The organism is Salipiger sp. IMCC34102, from assembly GCF_004145405.1.
In the GTDB taxonomy this organism is placed as follows: Bacteria; Pseudomonadota; Alphaproteobacteria; order Rhodobacterales; family Rhodobacteraceae; genus Loktanella.
This window is the reverse complement of record NZ_SELQ01000001.1, coordinates 235,878-250,528: the sequence shown is the minus strand read 5'-3', so window position 1 is coordinate 250,528 and position 14,651 is coordinate 235,878. Positions and strand designations below refer to the sequence as shown.

Genomic DNA, 14,651 nt, shown 5'->3' with positions numbered 1-14,651 from the left:
CCGGCCCAGCGCCCGGCCCCGACCCGCAGAAAGACCGTCATGTCCAGTTACACCCCGTCGCAGATCGAACCCCGGTGGCAGGCCGCCTGGGCCGAGGCCGAAACCTTCACCGCCCGGCGCGATCCTGCACGCCCGAAATACTACGTGCTGGAGATGTTTCCCTATCCCTCTGGCCGGCTGCACATCGGGCACGTCCGCAACTACACGTTGGGCGACGTCGTGGCGCGCTACAAGCGGGCGACCGGGCACAACGTCCTGCACCCGATGGGCTGGGACGCCTTCGGTCTGCCGGCCGAGAACGCGGCCATCGCGACCGGCACCCATCCAGCCGATCATACCTACGCCAATATCGAGGAAATGAAGACCCAGATGCGTCCCCTGGGCTGGTCGCTCGACTGGAGCCGCGAGTTCGCGACCTGCGATCCCGACTACTACGGCCAGCAACAGGCGCTGTTCCTCGACATGCTGGACGCGGGCCTCGTCTACCGCAAGAACGCCGTGGTGAACTGGGACCCCGTCGAGATGACCGTGCTTGCCAACGAACAGGTGGAGGACGGAAAAGGCTGGCGCTCCGGCGCCGAGGTCGAGCGCCGAGAGCTGACGCAATGGTTCTTCAAGATCTCGGACCACGCCGAGGAGCTTCTCGACGGGCTCGACACGCTCGACAACTGGCCGTCGAAGGTCAAGCTCATGCAGGCCAACTGGATCGGTCGCTCGCGCGGGTTGCAGTTCAGTTTCGGCCTCGTCGACGGTCCTGAAGGCCACGACCGGATCGAGGTCTATACCACCCGGCCCGACACGCTTCTTGGCGCGTCCTTCGTGGGCATCTCGCCCGATCACCCGCTGGCCAAGACGCTCGAGGCCGAGGATCCCGCCGTCGCCGCCTTCTGCGCCGAGGTGCGCCGCGGCGGCACCAGCGAGGAGGCGATCGAGACCGCCGAGAAGCGGGGCCATGACACGGGCCTGCGCGTGCGTCATCCCTTCGACACCTCCGCCGAGCTGCCGGTCTACATCGCCAACTTCATCCTCATGGACTACGGCACCGGGGCGATCTTCGGCTGTCCGGCCCACGACGCCCGCGACTTCGAGTTCGCGCAGAAATACGACCTGCCCGTGATCCCGACCTTCCTGCCGGACGAGGACGCCTCGACCGAGTTCTCTCAGGCTTACGTTCCCCTGAAGTCCGAGAAGGTCTTCTACTGCAAGGGGTTCTCCGGCGACGACTGGCAGACCGGCGAGGCCGCGATCGAGGCGGCCATCGACTTTTGCGAAGCCAACGGCGTCGGCCACGCGGTGACGAAATACCGCCTGCGCGACTGGGGCCTCAGCCGCCAGCGCTACTGGGGCTGTCCGATCCCGGTGGTCCATTGCGACGCCTGCGGGGTCGTCCCCGAGCGCAAGGAAAACCTGCCCATCGAACTGCCGCGTGACGTCACCTTCGACGTTCCCGGCAACCCGCTCGACCGGCACGCGACCTGGCGCGACTGCGACTGCCCCGCCTGCGGGCAACCGGCCCGGCGCGAAACCGACACGATGGACACCTTCGTCGATTCGTCCTGGTACTACGCCCGGTTCACGGCCCCGAAGGCGGATACGCCGACCGTGGCCGAGGATGCGGATTACTGGATGAACGTCGACCAGTACGTGGGCGGGATCGAACACGCGATCCTGCACCTGCTCTATTCGCGCTTCTTCGCCCGCGCGATGAAGATCACCGGCCACCTGCCCGAAAGCGCGTCGGAGCCCTTCGACGCGCTCTTTACCCAAGGCATGGTCACCCATGCGATCTACACCACGAACCGCCCGATGGACGGCCGCCCCGTCTACCACTACCCCGAGGAGGTCGAGCTGCGCGACGGCAAGGCCTTCCTCAAGGACACCGGCACGGAGGTGACGGTCATCCCCTCGGCCAAGATGTCGAAGTCCAAGAACAACGTGGTCGATCCGCTGAAGATCGTGGACACCTACGGGGCCGACACCGCCCGGTGGTTCGTCCTGTCGGACAGCCCGCCGGAGCGTGACGTGGAGTGGACCGCCGCCGGTGCCGAAGCGGCAAACCGTCACCTGGGACGCGTCTACCGTCTCACGGACGAGATCACGGCAGCCGAAGGCTCTGGCACGGGCGACGACGACCTCATGCGCGAGATGCACCGCACGATCCGCGACGTGACGGCGGGGCTGGAAAGCTTCGGTTTCAACGCGGCGATCGCCAAGCTTTACGGGTTCACCAACACGCTGTCGAAATCGCAGGCCGGGGCCGAGGCGAAGCGCACCGCCGCACGGACGCTCGCCCAGCTCATGTCGCCGATGACGCCGCACCTCGCGGAAGAGATGTGGCGCATGCTGGGTGGCGACGGCATGGTCGTGAACGCCTCCTGGCCGCAGGCGGACGAGGCGATGCTGGTCGACACGCAGGTCACCTTGCCGATCCAGATCAACGGCAAGCGCAAGGCTGAGATCGTCGTCGCGGCCGATGCCTCCAAGGCGGATGTCGAGGCGCTGGCGTTGGAGCAGGACGCGGTGCAGCGCGCACTCGACGGTGGAAGCCCCAAGAAGATCATCGTCGTCCCCGGCCGGATCGTGAACATTGTCGTCTGACCGCACGCTGTCCCGCCGCGGGGCCGTGCTGACCCTGCTGGCGCTGGGGGCCTGCGGTTTCTCGCCGGCCCTGGCCCCCGGGGGCGCGGCGCGCAGCCTGCAGGGGCGCGTATCGGTGACGGCGCCCGACACGATCGAGGGGTTCGCCTTGCGGGCGCGCCTGCAGGAACGCCTGGGGCGCGGACCGGGCGATCTGCAATTGATCGTCGACATCGAGGAAGCGCTCGAAGCCGCGGCCCGGTCCCGCCGTGGCGACACCTTGCGCTACAACGTCATCGGGGCCGCCGGCTGGCAGTTGCTGGGCCCGGATGGCCAGACATTGGGCGAAGGCCAGGTGGACGGGTTCACCAGCTACGGGGCAACCGGCTCGACCGTGGCGACCCAGACCTCGGCCACTGATGCGCAAGGGCGATTGATGACCTTGCTGGCCGACCGGATCTTCGCGCAATTGGTGCTGCTGGACGTCTCCTCGTGAAGCTGACGGGCCGCGATGCCGCTGCCTTCCTGCGCAAGCCCGACCCCGAACGCGCGGGTATCCTGATCTTCGGCAGCGACGCCGTGCGCGTGGCGGATGCGCGGGCGCAAGTTGTGGCCGCTCTCGTGGGGCCGCAGGCCGAGGCCGAAATGCGCCTCACCCGCCTGCCTGCCGGCGATCTGCGCCGCGATCCCGCCGCGCTGGATGACGCGGTGAAGGCGCAGGGTTTCTTTCCTGGACCGCGCGTGGCTTGCGTGGACGACGCAACCGACGGGTTGTCGAAGCTTTTCGATTCGATCCTGTCCGACTGGCGGCCAGGGGATGCGCAGATCGTCGCCACCGCAGGTCAGTTGAACGCGAAGTCCGCCTTGCGAAAGGCTTTCGAAGGACACCGCAATGCCGTGGCCATCGGGCTCTACGACGATCCACCCGGACGGGACGAGATCGAGGCGATGGTCGCTGCCGCAGGTCTGACGGAGCTGCCCCGCGACGTGATGGACACGGTTCAGGCAATGGCGCAAAGCCTCTCACCCTCCGATCTGCGGCAGACGATCGACAAGCTCGGGCTTTACATGCGCGGCAGCAGCGCGCCGGCGACGGTCACGGATCTGCAACTCTGCGCCCCTGCCGCGGCGGAGATCGACACGGACGACATCCTCGAAGCGATCTGCGCCGGGCAGACGGACCGGATCGCGGGGCTGCTGCGCGAACTCTACGCGCAGGGCACGGTGCCTACGACCCTATGCATTGGTGCGATGCGGCACTTCCGGCAGTTGCACACGATCGCCTCCGACCCCGGCGGCGCGGGGCAGGGGATCGGGAAACTGCGACCGCCGGTCTTTGGTCCGCGGCGGGACCGGATGATGCGGCAGGCCAGCCAATGGGGGCGGCCCAAGCTGGAGCAGGCGATTTCCGTGCTGACGGACACCGATCTGACCTTGCGATCCGCCAGCCGCGCGCCGCAGGCGCCGGTCATGGAACGCACGCTGATACGGTTGGCGATGATGGCGGGGCGCTGAGAAGCGACGGCCTGAAGCGAGGCCGTTCGACCGATGCGGGGCGGGAACGGGTGCGCCTCTTCGGTCCGTTCGAAAGGAACGCGCGGGTGCGCTTATCCCCGCGACGGGTGAAACGACGCTCGTTCCAAACGAAAAAGGGGCCGACCCGAAGGGTCGACCCCATATCTTTTCAAATCCGGAAGGATTTAGTCGGCGACAACCGTGGTGGTGGTCGAAGCGACATCGTCGTCGTCATCGTCGGAAGCCGAAGCGGCAACCAGAGCGGCCAGCAGGCCGAGGACGACGTAGCCGGAGTTGATCGAGCCGGTGGGGGCCATCGGGGTGTCGACGACGACAACCGGGGCTTCCATGACTTCGGGGGCCAGACCGCCAGCGGATGCGGCGAAGCCGGTCACTGCCAGGGCAGTGGAGGCGGCGAGGGTGGTGATGATGCGCATGTCGGTACTCCAATTAGATGCACTGTGTGGATGATCATGAGTTGTCTACTCACGTTTCCCCATCAAAACAAGCCACTTCGGAAAATTGGCCCATGAAACGACGGATTATGGCCGCTGCAATCGCAGGGCGCCGACCTCCGGGCTGACGTTTTGATCGCTCTGGACGATGACGCCGCCGGCGTTGACCCAGTAAGTATTTGTAAAATTGGTCATTTCTCCGTCGCACCGTTCGGTGAATCGCTCGGTTGCGACGGCTTGCTGGACGATCGTGATGGTTTCCGCTCCGTCGGAGGCGATGCTGCACTGCAACAGTTCCGTCGTGATTTGATCCAGACTCGACAAGGTTTCACGGGTGCGCACGACTTGTCCACCCCCATTCAGAATCGCCCGGCGGGACTCGATGACGTCGGCGGCCATCAGGTCCTGGGGCAATCCGCGAGTCGCGACGATCAATCCGTTCTCGGTCACGACCGAGACGTTGTCCTCCGAAATCCAGGTCACCCGGTTGAGGTTGACCACGGCCGGAACCATGAGGATCCGGTTCAGACCTTCGTAGGCTTCCACCACCAGGACGTCGCCGGGCAATTGATCGACCATCGCACGGGTGATCTCGACCCGGTTGCCGGACTCGGCCGCATCGGCCTGACCGGAGCTCACGGTATTGCGCAAGGCGACGAAGACGTCGCGGTAGGGGTTCTCTTCGTTCAACGATCCGCAGGCGGTCAGTCCCAGGGTCGCCGCAAGGAGGAGGGTCAGTCTTTTCATGCGAATCATCTCCAGAAGCGTCCCTTGGTTTCCAGCAACTCGGGGCGCTGGCCGGGGTGGACCGTGCCATAGAGCGAGCCCGGGACCGACAGTCGCGCGCCGCCGTCACGCGTCAGCGACCGCAGGCCGGTGCTGATACTGGTCCGGCTGGGTTGCCCGGTGAAGAAGTCGGACGGGATCGAGATCGTGATTCCCTTGTCGAAAGACCCTTCACCGAATTCGCTGAACGGCATGTCGGTCAGGCTGAAGAATCCACCGATCTCCCAGCCGTTCTCGAACTCGCGGGACAATGCGAAGGTCGCCCCGACGTCGCCCGCAAGGTAACGACCCACGTCGATGCGCCCGACGAAGCCGTTGTCGAAATCGTAGTACCCCGACACGAAACCGGTCACGACGTCGTAGTCGCCGACCTCGACCCGCTCGCCGTCGGGCTGGGTTTCGTAAAGCGCGAAGTCGAAGTTCATGTCCTGGTCACGCAAGGCGGCGTAGGCGACCTCGGCCCCCAGCGCCCACTTCTTGTCGACCGGCGCGTAGAGCACCTCGGTCGAGACACCGCCGTACATCTGCTCGAGGTAGCCGCCGACGATCCGTCCGTAGACCTCCGGGGCGAGTTGATCTGCGTAGGACAGGTAGAGCCGGTCCAGTTGGACACCGCCGTCCAGACCGAAATAGGGCCGATCAGTGCGGACGTTGACGTAGGAATTGTCGTCCCGGAACGCGGTGAGCGGATCGCGCGCGCCGAGGGCGGAGATCGAGGCGCTGCCGGCGATCGAGAAGTTGCGCGTGAAATCGTATTCCGCCCTGAACCGCAGCCCGACGTCCGGATCGACCGGCTTGCCGGGCGTGAAGAACGTGAAGTCCGCATAAGGACCGATGCCGTACCGGAACCTGGGCTCCGGGTCGTCGACCGGCGTCAACCCGGTGGAGGATCCCGCGGGGGCCACCGAAATCGCCTCGAAGATCGCGTCGGTGCTGCCGACGGTGTTCTCCAGCTGTTCGAGGGCGGAGCGCGGCACGTTGATCGCCGACAGCGGCAGGCCGTTGCGCTCGGGCTCCAGAACGAAGGTCTCGATCGCGGGGGGCATCACCTGCGTCATCATGCGCGACACGCGGCCCGCGGCCTGCGTTTCCGAGCGGTAGCGATTGTTCTGGTAGCGGACGCGCGCGCGGCGATCCGTCATCTCGAGGCCCAGAAGGTCGATGCCCTCCACCTCCAGCAGGTCGGCCAGCGTGCTGCGCAGCTGCGGTTCCGCCGCGCGGTTCCAGCTGCGCGCGGCTTCCATCTGCTCGGCGGTGCGGGGCTTGACCGGGGCAGGGGCCTGGTCGAAGCCGCTGAAGGTGGGCCGATCGTTGGGGTTCACGTCGAAGGTGGCGCGTAGGCCAAGCTCGTTGCCGTAAAGGTAGTCCGCGGCCAGCTCGACGCCCGGGCGCGGGCGGTAGGTCACGCCGAAGTTCAGCGGGCTGTCGACCTCTTGCGCGGGGTTCGCGATCCGGCGGGGGTACTCGATCGAGGAGTATTCCGCCTTGAACGACAGGTTCGGAGAATAGACGTACTCGATGCCGCCGAAGGGGGCCATGTCGCCGCGGAACCATTGCTTGACCGAAAGCTGCCCGCCTGTGTTCACCCCGGCGTCCCGGTCGAAGACGTTGGGCTCGTTGCGGGTGTCGAAGCTTCCGCCCAGGGGATTGTCCACGCCGTTGCGCTGGCCCATCCGGCCGAAGCCCAAGCCACCCGTCACCTTGAAGCTGTCGGCGAAGGTCTTGGTGGCGACGAAATACTCCGAGCTGTAGCGCCCGGTGCCGAGGAAATCGCGCAGGCCGACCGCGACGGTAGGCAGGTAGCGGCTTTCGTTCAGCAAGCGGTACTGGATATCGAAGCTGCGATCGTAGGTGCGCGTGATATCATCGAAAGTTTCGGTCGTATCCCGGTCGTAGATGTCGAAGATGGCGTAGCGGAAGCTGCCCGACAGACGGTCGAGCAACTGGAACGTCAAGGTGCTGCGGTATCCGGGCTCATTGGTGAAGGATTGGTTGGAATAGGCCAGCGTGCCGGCAAGTTCCCCCACCGGGGCGCTTTCGGCGGTGGGCATCTCCAGCAGGCCCACGGTCCCGAAGGTGGTATAGGTCGGGCGGGTGTCCTGGGCCGCGACCGACCCGGCGATCGCAGAGACGACGGCGAACAGCGCGATCCGGGAGATGGACAGCGGGCTTCGTTTCAGCATTCTGGCAGGCCCCCAAGGCTTGAAATCCCGTCCGGTCTAACGGGTGCCCGCTTGAATTGGAACTGACAAAAAAGCGCGGTGGCGGGTCGTCACCGGCGGCGCTCCAGCGCCTGGCGTGCCGCCGCGCGACCGGTGGCGAGACTTGCGGTCAGAAGGTAGCCGCCGGTCGGTGCGTCCCAGTCCAGCATCTCTCCGGCCGCGAACCAGCCGGGCCGGGCGCGCAGGCCAAATCCGTCGAGCGCCTGCCACCGCAGCCCCCCCGCGGTCGAGATCGCCTGGTCCAGCGGCAGCGGCCCCGCGACCGGCACCGGCAGCGCCTTCAGCGTCGCGGCAAGGTTCGCCCGCGGGGTGCCGCGCGCAAGCTCGTTGAACAGGGCGAGTTTGACCGGAGGCAGCGCGAGCGTCTTGCGCAGCAGGGCCGTTGCCGTGGCTTTCCGCGACGCGCGCGCCAACCGGGTCGAGACCTCTTCCAGCGACAGATCCGGCAGCAGATCCACCGTCAGTGCGGCCCCTTGGCGCAGCGCCCGCGACAGCGCGTAGATCCCGCCGCCTTCGATACGGCCGCGGCCCAGGACCCATTCCCCACGGCTCGACAGGTGGCCCGAGTGCAGTTCAGTCGCCTTCACGGGCTGGCCGAGGTGGGGCTCCATGTGATCCGACCAGGCCACGCGGAACCCGCCGTTCGACGGCTGGAACGGCGCTACCGCATCTGCGAAAATCCCGACCCAAAGCCCGTCGGACCCAAGCCGCGCCCAACTGCCGCCGCCCAAGGCCAGCACGGTGAGGTCGGCCTTGACCCGGCGGGGACCTTTCGGCGTCTCGAAGGTCGCGGCCTCTCCGTCCCAGCCGGTCCAGCGCCAGCGCGTGCGGCGTTCGACGCCGAAGCCGTCCAGCCGCGCCAGCCAGGCCCGCAAAAGCGGCGAGGCCTTCATCGCGCGCGGAAACACCCGCCCGGTCGAGCCGGTGAAAAGCGGCTGTCCCAGACCCTCTGCCCATCCCTTGACCTGGGCCGGGCCGAAGCTCTCCAAAGCGCGGATCAGCGTGGGATGGGCGTCGGGATAGCGGGCGGCGAAGGCCGCGCCGGGTTCCTCCATCGTCAGGTTGAGCCCCGACTTGCCCGCCATCAGGAACTTGCGCCCGACCGAAGGCATCCGGTCCGCCACCGTCACGGCCAACCCGGCCTCCCCCAGCACCTCGGCGGCCATCAGCCCGGCGGGGCCCGCTCCGATCACGAGTGCTGTCCGGGACATCGTGGCGCCTTTCGCTGCGTGCGCTACCTTGTGCGCCGATGAGCCCCGACGAACAAGACACCGATCCGATTTGCGCGCTTTGCCTGCGTCCGATCCCGCCCGGCGTGCCGCAAAGCCAGCATCACCTGATCCCCAAGCTCAAGGGCGGCAAGGGCGGCGCCACCGTGCTCGTGCATCACATCTGTCACAAGGAAATCCACGCGACCCTGTCGGAGGCCGAACTCGCCCGCGTCTACAACACGCCCGAGATGCTGCGCAGCCATCCGCGGCTGGAGAAATTCGCGAAATGGGTCGCGAAACGCCCGCCGGAGTTCATGTCCCGCGTGCCCAAGCGCAAGCGTCCGCGCTGAGGCGGGGCGCAGCGGCGCAAGGCAGCAGGGGCCTGCGGCCGGCCATCTAGGCAAGGCAAACGGGCATGCTTATGTTCCTCTCATGCCGAGCTTTCTTAAATCCCTCGTCGACGCCCGGATCGAAGCGGCCCGCGAAGACGGGACGCTCGACCGCCTGCCGGGCAGCGGTAAACCGCTCGACCTCAAGGGCGATCCCTTCGACGCGATGATGGACCGGATGCACAAGGCCGCGAAGACCAAGCCGCGGGCGGTATCGCTGAAGGACCAGATCACGGCGGAGACCGCACGGCTGGCCGAACTCGTCGATCCCGAGGCGCGCCGCGCGCAGATGAAGATCCTCTCCGATCTGCAGACCCGCCTCGCCGTCGAGATGGAGCAGTTGAGCCGCCGCCGCTAGACCCTGCCCTTCAGCCGCCGAACGTGGTCGGGCCCCGACGAAAGCGCGGCCTCGGTCCGCGCCGCAACCGCCTCGACCAGCGTGCCCGGCATCGCGCCGGTCAAGGCGTTGGCCTTGTCGGGCCGGTTCAGTTCAGGACCACGAGGCCGCCGTCACGAGTGGTCTCGATCACGCGACACCGACCGCGCGGCGGATCTCCTCGTCCCGGAGCGAGACGTCCCGGCCGAGGTGCGCGTCCGCCTCCGGCCCGCACATCCAGACCAGCGCCCGGGCGGCCCATTCGGGCGGAATGTGATCCGACCAGTCAAGCTGCGACACGGGCCCGACGCCCGAGGCCTTGATGTCCTTTTGCATCTGCGTCGCCACCGTGCCGGGCGACAGGCCCAGGACCCGCAGCCCCTTGCCGCGATATTCGCGGTCGGTGACCTGCGTCAGCATGTGGGCCGCGGCCTTGGAAGCGCAGTAGGCCGACCAGCCTTCCAGCGGATTGTGCGCCGCGCCCGAAGAGACGGTGATGATCGTCCCCGACCCCTGCTGCAGCATCGGGCCCAGGGCCGCGCGCATCCCGTGCATCGCGCCTTTGAGGTTGATGTCGACCGCCTTGGACCACTCCTCGGGGTCGGTCGTGCCAAGCGCGCCCATCGGTTCGATGACGCCCGCGTTGTTCACGATGACGTCAAAGCTGCCGAAGGTCTCGACCGTGGCGCGGACGGCCTGATCCACCTCCCAGTAGCGTGACACGTCGCAGGGAATGGCCAGCGCCTCGCGCCCGATTTCGCCGGCCAGTTCGGCGATCGCCTCCCGACTGCGCGCAACCAGCGCCACCCGCGCGCCCGCATCGGCGAAAGCCCGCGCAGCGGCGGCCCCGATGCCACGGCTTGCCCCGGTGACGAGGACGGTCTTGCCTGAAAGATCGCTGTTGCTCATGGGTCGTCCCTCTTTCGATTTCCTTTCAAACGACCTAGGTTTTCCCGGACGGAAGTCAGCCCGTCGCGGCAGACCGGCCGCAATCGTTCGCGAAAGGACCGCGCCATGACCAAGTTTTCGTTGCCCCTTGCCACCTGTGCCACGGCACTCCTGACCGGCGCGCCGGCGCTGGCCGATGTCACCGCCAGCGAGGTCTGGGACAGCTGGCAGCAGATGATGGCGACCGGCGGCACCGTCACCCTCGAGACGCAATCCGAATCAATCGAGACGGACCGCGTCCTGATCGAGGGGGCCACCTACACCTACCCGGTGGAGGACGGCGAGACCGTCGTCACCATCGACCGGATCGAGCTGACCGACGCCGGCGACGGCACGGTCGAACTGGTCCTGCCGGAAACCATTCCCGTCAAGCTCGAGGACGACGAAGGCAACCTGATCGAACTGTCGGTGATCCAGACCGGCCTGCGTACCCTCGTCAGCGGCACGCCGGAGGCGATGAACTACGCGGTGACCGCCGATCGCTACGCCGTCGAGACGACCCGCGTGATGGATCCCGAAGGCCAGCCTGTCGACGTCTCGGCCCGGGTGGCACTGAACGGTGTTTCCGGGGGTTACGATCAGGCGGCGTCGGGATTGACCGAGTTCGACTACGACGTGCGGTCGGACAGCGTGGACCTGCTGCTCGACATGACCGACCCCGATACCGGGGAGGAGGTCACGATCTCCGGCAAGGTCGACGGGCTCGGATTCGAGGCGACGGCATCGGTGCCGGAAGAGGTCGACACCGCCGACATGCTGGCGATGGTCTCGGCCGGGTTCGCGCTGAACATGGGCTACAGCTACGACAGCGCGGCCTATATCTTCAACATGGGCGGCACGGGCACCACGGGCGACGGCACGGCCACGACCGGTTCCGGCAGCCTGACCTTCGACATGTCCGAGGCGGGATTCTCCTACGACACCGATCTCAACGACGTGATGGTCGAGGTGCGCGGCACCGAACTGCCGTTCCCGATCCGCGTCGGCGCGGCCTCCTACGGAACCGGCGTGACCCTGCCCGTCGTCCCGACCGAGGCCCCGGTGCCCTTCGGCATCCGCGCCCGCCTGCAGCAGCTTACGCTGGGCGACGAGATCTGGGCCATGATCGACCCGCAGAACATGATCCCGCGCGATCCCGCGTCGCTGAACGTCGACGTCTCCGGCGAGGCGCGCCTGGAGCAGAGCCTCTTTGCCGACACCGAGGAAATGGAGGACAGCCCGCTGGGCGAGCTGGTCTCGGTCAGCGTGAACGACGTGAGCCTTGCTCTGGCGGGGGCCATGCTGGAGGCCGTGGGCGCGTTCACCTTCGACCCCGAGGGGCCGCTGGCCACGCCGGACATCGGATCGCCGGTGGGCAAGGCGACGATCGACTTGACGGGCGGCAACCAGCTGATCGACACGGCCATCGCGATGGGCCTGCTTCCCGCCGATCAGGCGATGATGGCGCGGATGATGGTCGGCATGTTCGCCGAGCCGGTGGGCGAGGACGCCCTGCGCTCCGTCATCGAGGTCACCCCCGACGGGCGCGTCACCGCCAACGGCCAGCAGATCCGCTGAGCGGCGCGGCGACCCCCGTCCCGGACAAGACGACGGCAAGGTGCGGCGGACCGATCCGCGCCTTGCCGGATGCCAGGCTCAGCCCCGTGCCGGGCTGCGTATCGCGCGTTCGCCAAAGCAGTGACGGATCTTGCCACCTGACGGCAAACCTTGCGGGAATGCGGCCCGCGGCCTAGGTGACAGGCATCTGATGCAGGACCCTTCCATGACCGATCTCGCCGATTTGACCCACGCCCTTCTGGACGCCGCCCGTGCCGCAGGAGCGGACGATGCCGATGTCCTGGCCGTCGACGGCACCTCGGTCGAGATCGGTGTCCGCGCGGGTCAGCTCGAAAAGGCGGAGCGCGCCGAAGGCGTCGATATCGGCCTGCGCGTCCTTCTGGGGCGAAAGCAGGCGACGGTCGCCTCCTCCGACACTCGCCCCGACGCCCTGGCCCAGATGGCGGCCCGCGCCGTCGCCATGGCGCGTGAGGCGCCGGAAGATCCCCATTGCGGTCTGGCCGACCCTTCGCAACTGGCCACCGACACCGACATGACCCGGCTGGACCTCGTCGACACCGGGCCCGAGCCCGACCCCGCCCAGCTTCAGGACATGGCGCTCGAGGCCGAGGCCGCGGCCCTGGCGGTGGAGGGCATCGCCCAGGTCTCGGAGGCGGGCGCGGGCTACAGCCACCGGCGCCTGCACCTGTCGCAAAGCAACGGATTCTCCGCCGGTTACGCGCGGTCCGACATCGGGCTGTCCTGCGTGGCCATCGCAGGCTCCGGCACGGGGATGGAGCGGGACTACGACTACGACAGCCGCGTCTTCCGGTCCGACCTGCGCAGCCCGCAGGACATCGGCCGCACCGCCGCCCTGCGCACAGTCGAGCGGCTGGGTGCGCGGCGTCCGAAGACCGGCAAGTATCCCGTGCTCTTCGACGAGCGGATCGCCAGCAGCCTGATCGGCCACCTCGTGCAGGCGATCAACGGACAGGCGATCGCCCGCGGGGCCTCGTTCCTGCGGGGGGCCATGGGCGAGCGGATCCTGCCCGCGGGCCTGTCGCTGACGGAGGATCCGCACCGGCGGCGCACCTCCGCCTCGAAACTCTTCGATGCCGAAGGGCTGCCGACCGCGCCGCGCGAGATCGTCTCGGACGGGATCCTGACAAGCTGGACGCTGGACCTTGCCACCGGGCGCAAGCTGGGGATGCCCTCGACCGCGAATGCCGCGCGCGGCACCTCCGCCGCGCCGCGTCCGGCGCTGACCAACCTTGCCCTGACGCAGGGCGCTGCCACGCGGGCCGAGCTCATGGCGCAGATGGGAACGGGCCTGCTGGTCACCTCGATGATCGGATCGACCATCAACCCCAACACCGGGGATTATTCGCGCGGGGCCTCGGGCTTCTGGGTCGAGAACGGAGAGATCGCCCACCCGGTGAACGAGATCACCATCGCGGGCAACCTGCGCGAGATGTGGGCGGGCATGATCCCGGCGAACGACGCCCGGCTGCACCTGTCGCGGGTCGTGCCGTCCCTGCTGGTCGAAGGGATGACCCTTGCCGGAGACTGACCTGGCCCTTCTGCTGGAGGCCGCACGGGAGGCAGGCGAGATCGCCATGTCGCACTTCAAGCGCGACCCGCAGGTCTGGGACAAGCCCGGCGACGAAGGGCCGGTGACGGAAGCCGACCTCGCGGTCGACGCGCATCTCTCCGCACGCCTGCGGGCCGCGCGCCCCGACTACGGCTGGCTGTCGGAGGAAACGCAGGACGATGTGGCCCGGCTGCAAGCCTCCCGCGTCTTCGTGGTCGACCCGATCGACGGAACCCGGTCCTTCATCCGCGGCGACCGCGACTGGGGGCATGCGCTTGCCGTGGTCGAAGACGGTGTGCCGGTCGCCGGGGTCGTCCTGATGCCCGCGCGCGATCTGACCTTCGCCGCGGCATCGGGGCAGGGGGCCACCTGCAACGGCCAGCCCATCGCGGCCAGCGCGCAGGCCGATCCCGCGCAATCCTGCGTGCTGGCGACCAAGCCCAACATGGCGGCACAGCACTGGCGCGCCGGGCCGCCCGCATTCCAGCGCAGCTTCCGCTCGTCGCTGGCCTATCGTCTGTCGCTGGTGGCACAGGGCCGTTTCGACGCCATGCTGACCCTGCGCCCCGCGTGGGAATGGGACATCGCAGCCGGCGCGCTGATCGTGACCGAGGCGGGCGGCCAGATCACGGACCGACGCGGCGCGCCCTTGCGTTTCAACTCGGAAAACCGCCTGCTCGACGGGGTGGTCGCCGGTGGCGCCGTCGTGCCGGCCCTTCTGGACGCGCTTGCCTGAGGGGCGGTTGTGCCGCCCGCGCGCGCGGCATACCTTGCGGAAAACCCGCAGCACAGGATGCCCCCCATGACCCAACGCCTGCACCTCGTCTTCGGCGGAGAGCTGATCGACCCGTCCCGCAACGCCTTCAAGGACGTCGACAAGATCGACATCGTCGGCATGTTCCCCGACTACGACAGCGCCTACAACGCTTGGAAGGCCAACGCCCAGCGCACCGTCGACGACGCCCATACGCGCTACTATATCGCCCACATCCACCGGCTGCGCGATGAGGAACAGCCCGCTTCGCCCACCGAAGAGATCGGCTGA

At 67.7% G+C, this 14,651-nt stretch carries 14 protein-coding genes; 9 read left to right on the top strand and 5 right to left on the bottom strand.

The features are described 5' to 3' along the window. Window positions 1-39 precede the first annotated feature (39 nt). The 3 genes from leuS to holA are packed head-to-tail and all read left to right on the top strand — an operon-like array spanning window position 40 to window position 4,092. Window positions 40-2,598, top strand: coding sequence for a leucine--tRNA ligase (leuS, locus tag EU805_RS01275; RefSeq protein WP_129762133.1), 2,559 nt, complete (start codon window positions 40-42; stop codon window positions 2,596-2,598). Continuing rightward, window positions 2,588-3,073 (top strand): LPS assembly lipoprotein LptE, encoded by a 486-nt coding sequence (gene lptE, locus EU805_RS01270; RefSeq protein ID WP_129762132.1) that lies wholly within the window; start codon window positions 2,588-2,590, stop codon window positions 3,071-3,073. The genes leuS and lptE overlap by 11 nt, the downstream gene beginning before the upstream one ends. Further along, window positions 3,070-4,092 carry a DNA polymerase III subunit delta gene (holA, locus tag EU805_RS01265; protein WP_129762131.1) on the top strand — a complete coding sequence of 341 codons (1,023 nt, stop codon included), beginning with the start codon at window positions 3,070-3,072 and terminating at the stop codon, window positions 4,090-4,092. The genes lptE and holA overlap by 4 nt, the downstream gene beginning before the upstream one ends. Before the next feature lie 185 nt (window positions 4,093-4,277). Here the strand turns inward: holA and EU805_RS01260 are convergent, their stop codons facing one another. From EU805_RS01260 to EU805_RS01245, 4 genes are all read right to left on the bottom strand, one after another. After that, window positions 4,278-4,529: a hypothetical protein gene (locus EU805_RS01260; RefSeq protein ID WP_129762130.1), complete on the bottom strand. Its 252-nt coding sequence runs from the start codon at window positions 4,527-4,529 to the stop codon at window positions 4,278-4,280. 105 nt (window positions 4,530-4,634) lie between these two features. Further along, entirely contained in the window at window positions 4,635-5,294 is a 660-nt protein-coding gene (locus EU805_RS01255) for a YjbF family lipoprotein (RefSeq protein WP_165351858.1), read from the bottom strand. 5 nt (window positions 5,295-5,299) lie between these two features. Beyond that, window positions 5,300-7,516, bottom strand: coding sequence for a YjbH domain-containing protein (locus tag EU805_RS01250; RefSeq protein ID WP_129762128.1), 2,217 nt, complete (start codon window positions 7,514-7,516; stop codon window positions 5,300-5,302). An 89-nt stretch (window positions 7,517-7,605) separates the two neighbouring features. After that, window positions 7,606-8,766: a TIGR03862 family flavoprotein gene (locus EU805_RS01245; RefSeq protein WP_129762127.1), complete on the bottom strand. Its 1,161-nt coding sequence runs from the start codon at window positions 8,764-8,766 to the stop codon at window positions 7,606-7,608. Between the two features lie 38 nt (window positions 8,767-8,804). Here EU805_RS01245 and EU805_RS01240 point away from each other — a divergent pair, with 38 nt between their 5' ends. Together EU805_RS01240 and EU805_RS01235 are read left to right on the top strand one after the other, a co-directional pair. After that, window positions 8,805-9,116 carry an HNH endonuclease gene (locus EU805_RS01240; RefSeq protein WP_129762126.1) on the top strand — a complete coding sequence of 104 codons (312 nt, stop codon included), beginning with the start codon at window positions 8,805-8,807 and terminating at the stop codon, window positions 9,114-9,116. 82 nt (window positions 9,117-9,198) lie between these two features. Further along, entirely contained in the window at window positions 9,199-9,513 is a 315-nt protein-coding gene (locus EU805_RS01235; protein WP_129762125.1) for a DnaJ family domain-containing protein, read from the top strand. 168 nt (window positions 9,514-9,681) lie between these two features. Here EU805_RS01235 and EU805_RS01230 read toward each other — a convergent pair whose 3' ends face one another. After that, entirely contained in the window at window positions 9,682-10,440 is a 759-nt protein-coding gene (locus EU805_RS01230; protein WP_129762124.1) for an SDR family oxidoreductase, read from the bottom strand. A 105-nt stretch (window positions 10,441-10,545) separates the two neighbouring features. Between EU805_RS01230 and EU805_RS01225 the strand changes: the two genes are divergently transcribed. From EU805_RS01225 to EU805_RS01210, 4 genes are all read left to right on the top strand, one after another. Continuing rightward, a complete protein-coding gene (locus EU805_RS01225) occupies window positions 10,546-12,036 on the top strand; it encodes a hypothetical protein (protein ID WP_129762123.1) in 1,491 nt (496 codons plus the stop codon). Between the two features lie 205 nt (window positions 12,037-12,241). Beyond that, the gene (locus tag EU805_RS01220; protein WP_129762122.1) at window positions 12,242-13,585 is read left to right on the top strand and encodes a TldD/PmbA family protein; all 1,344 of its coding nucleotides are present in this window, start codon (window positions 12,242-12,244) and stop codon (window positions 13,583-13,585) included. Then, entirely contained in the window at window positions 13,572-14,342 is a 771-nt protein-coding gene (locus tag EU805_RS01215; protein WP_129762121.1) for a 3'(2'),5'-bisphosphate nucleotidase CysQ, read from the top strand. Before EU805_RS01220 ends, EU805_RS01215 begins: the two co-directional genes overlap by 14 nt. A gap of 66 nt (window positions 14,343-14,408) precedes the next feature. After that, entirely contained in the window at window positions 14,409-14,651 is a 243-nt protein-coding gene (locus EU805_RS01210) for a DUF4170 domain-containing protein (RefSeq protein ID WP_129762120.1), read from the top strand.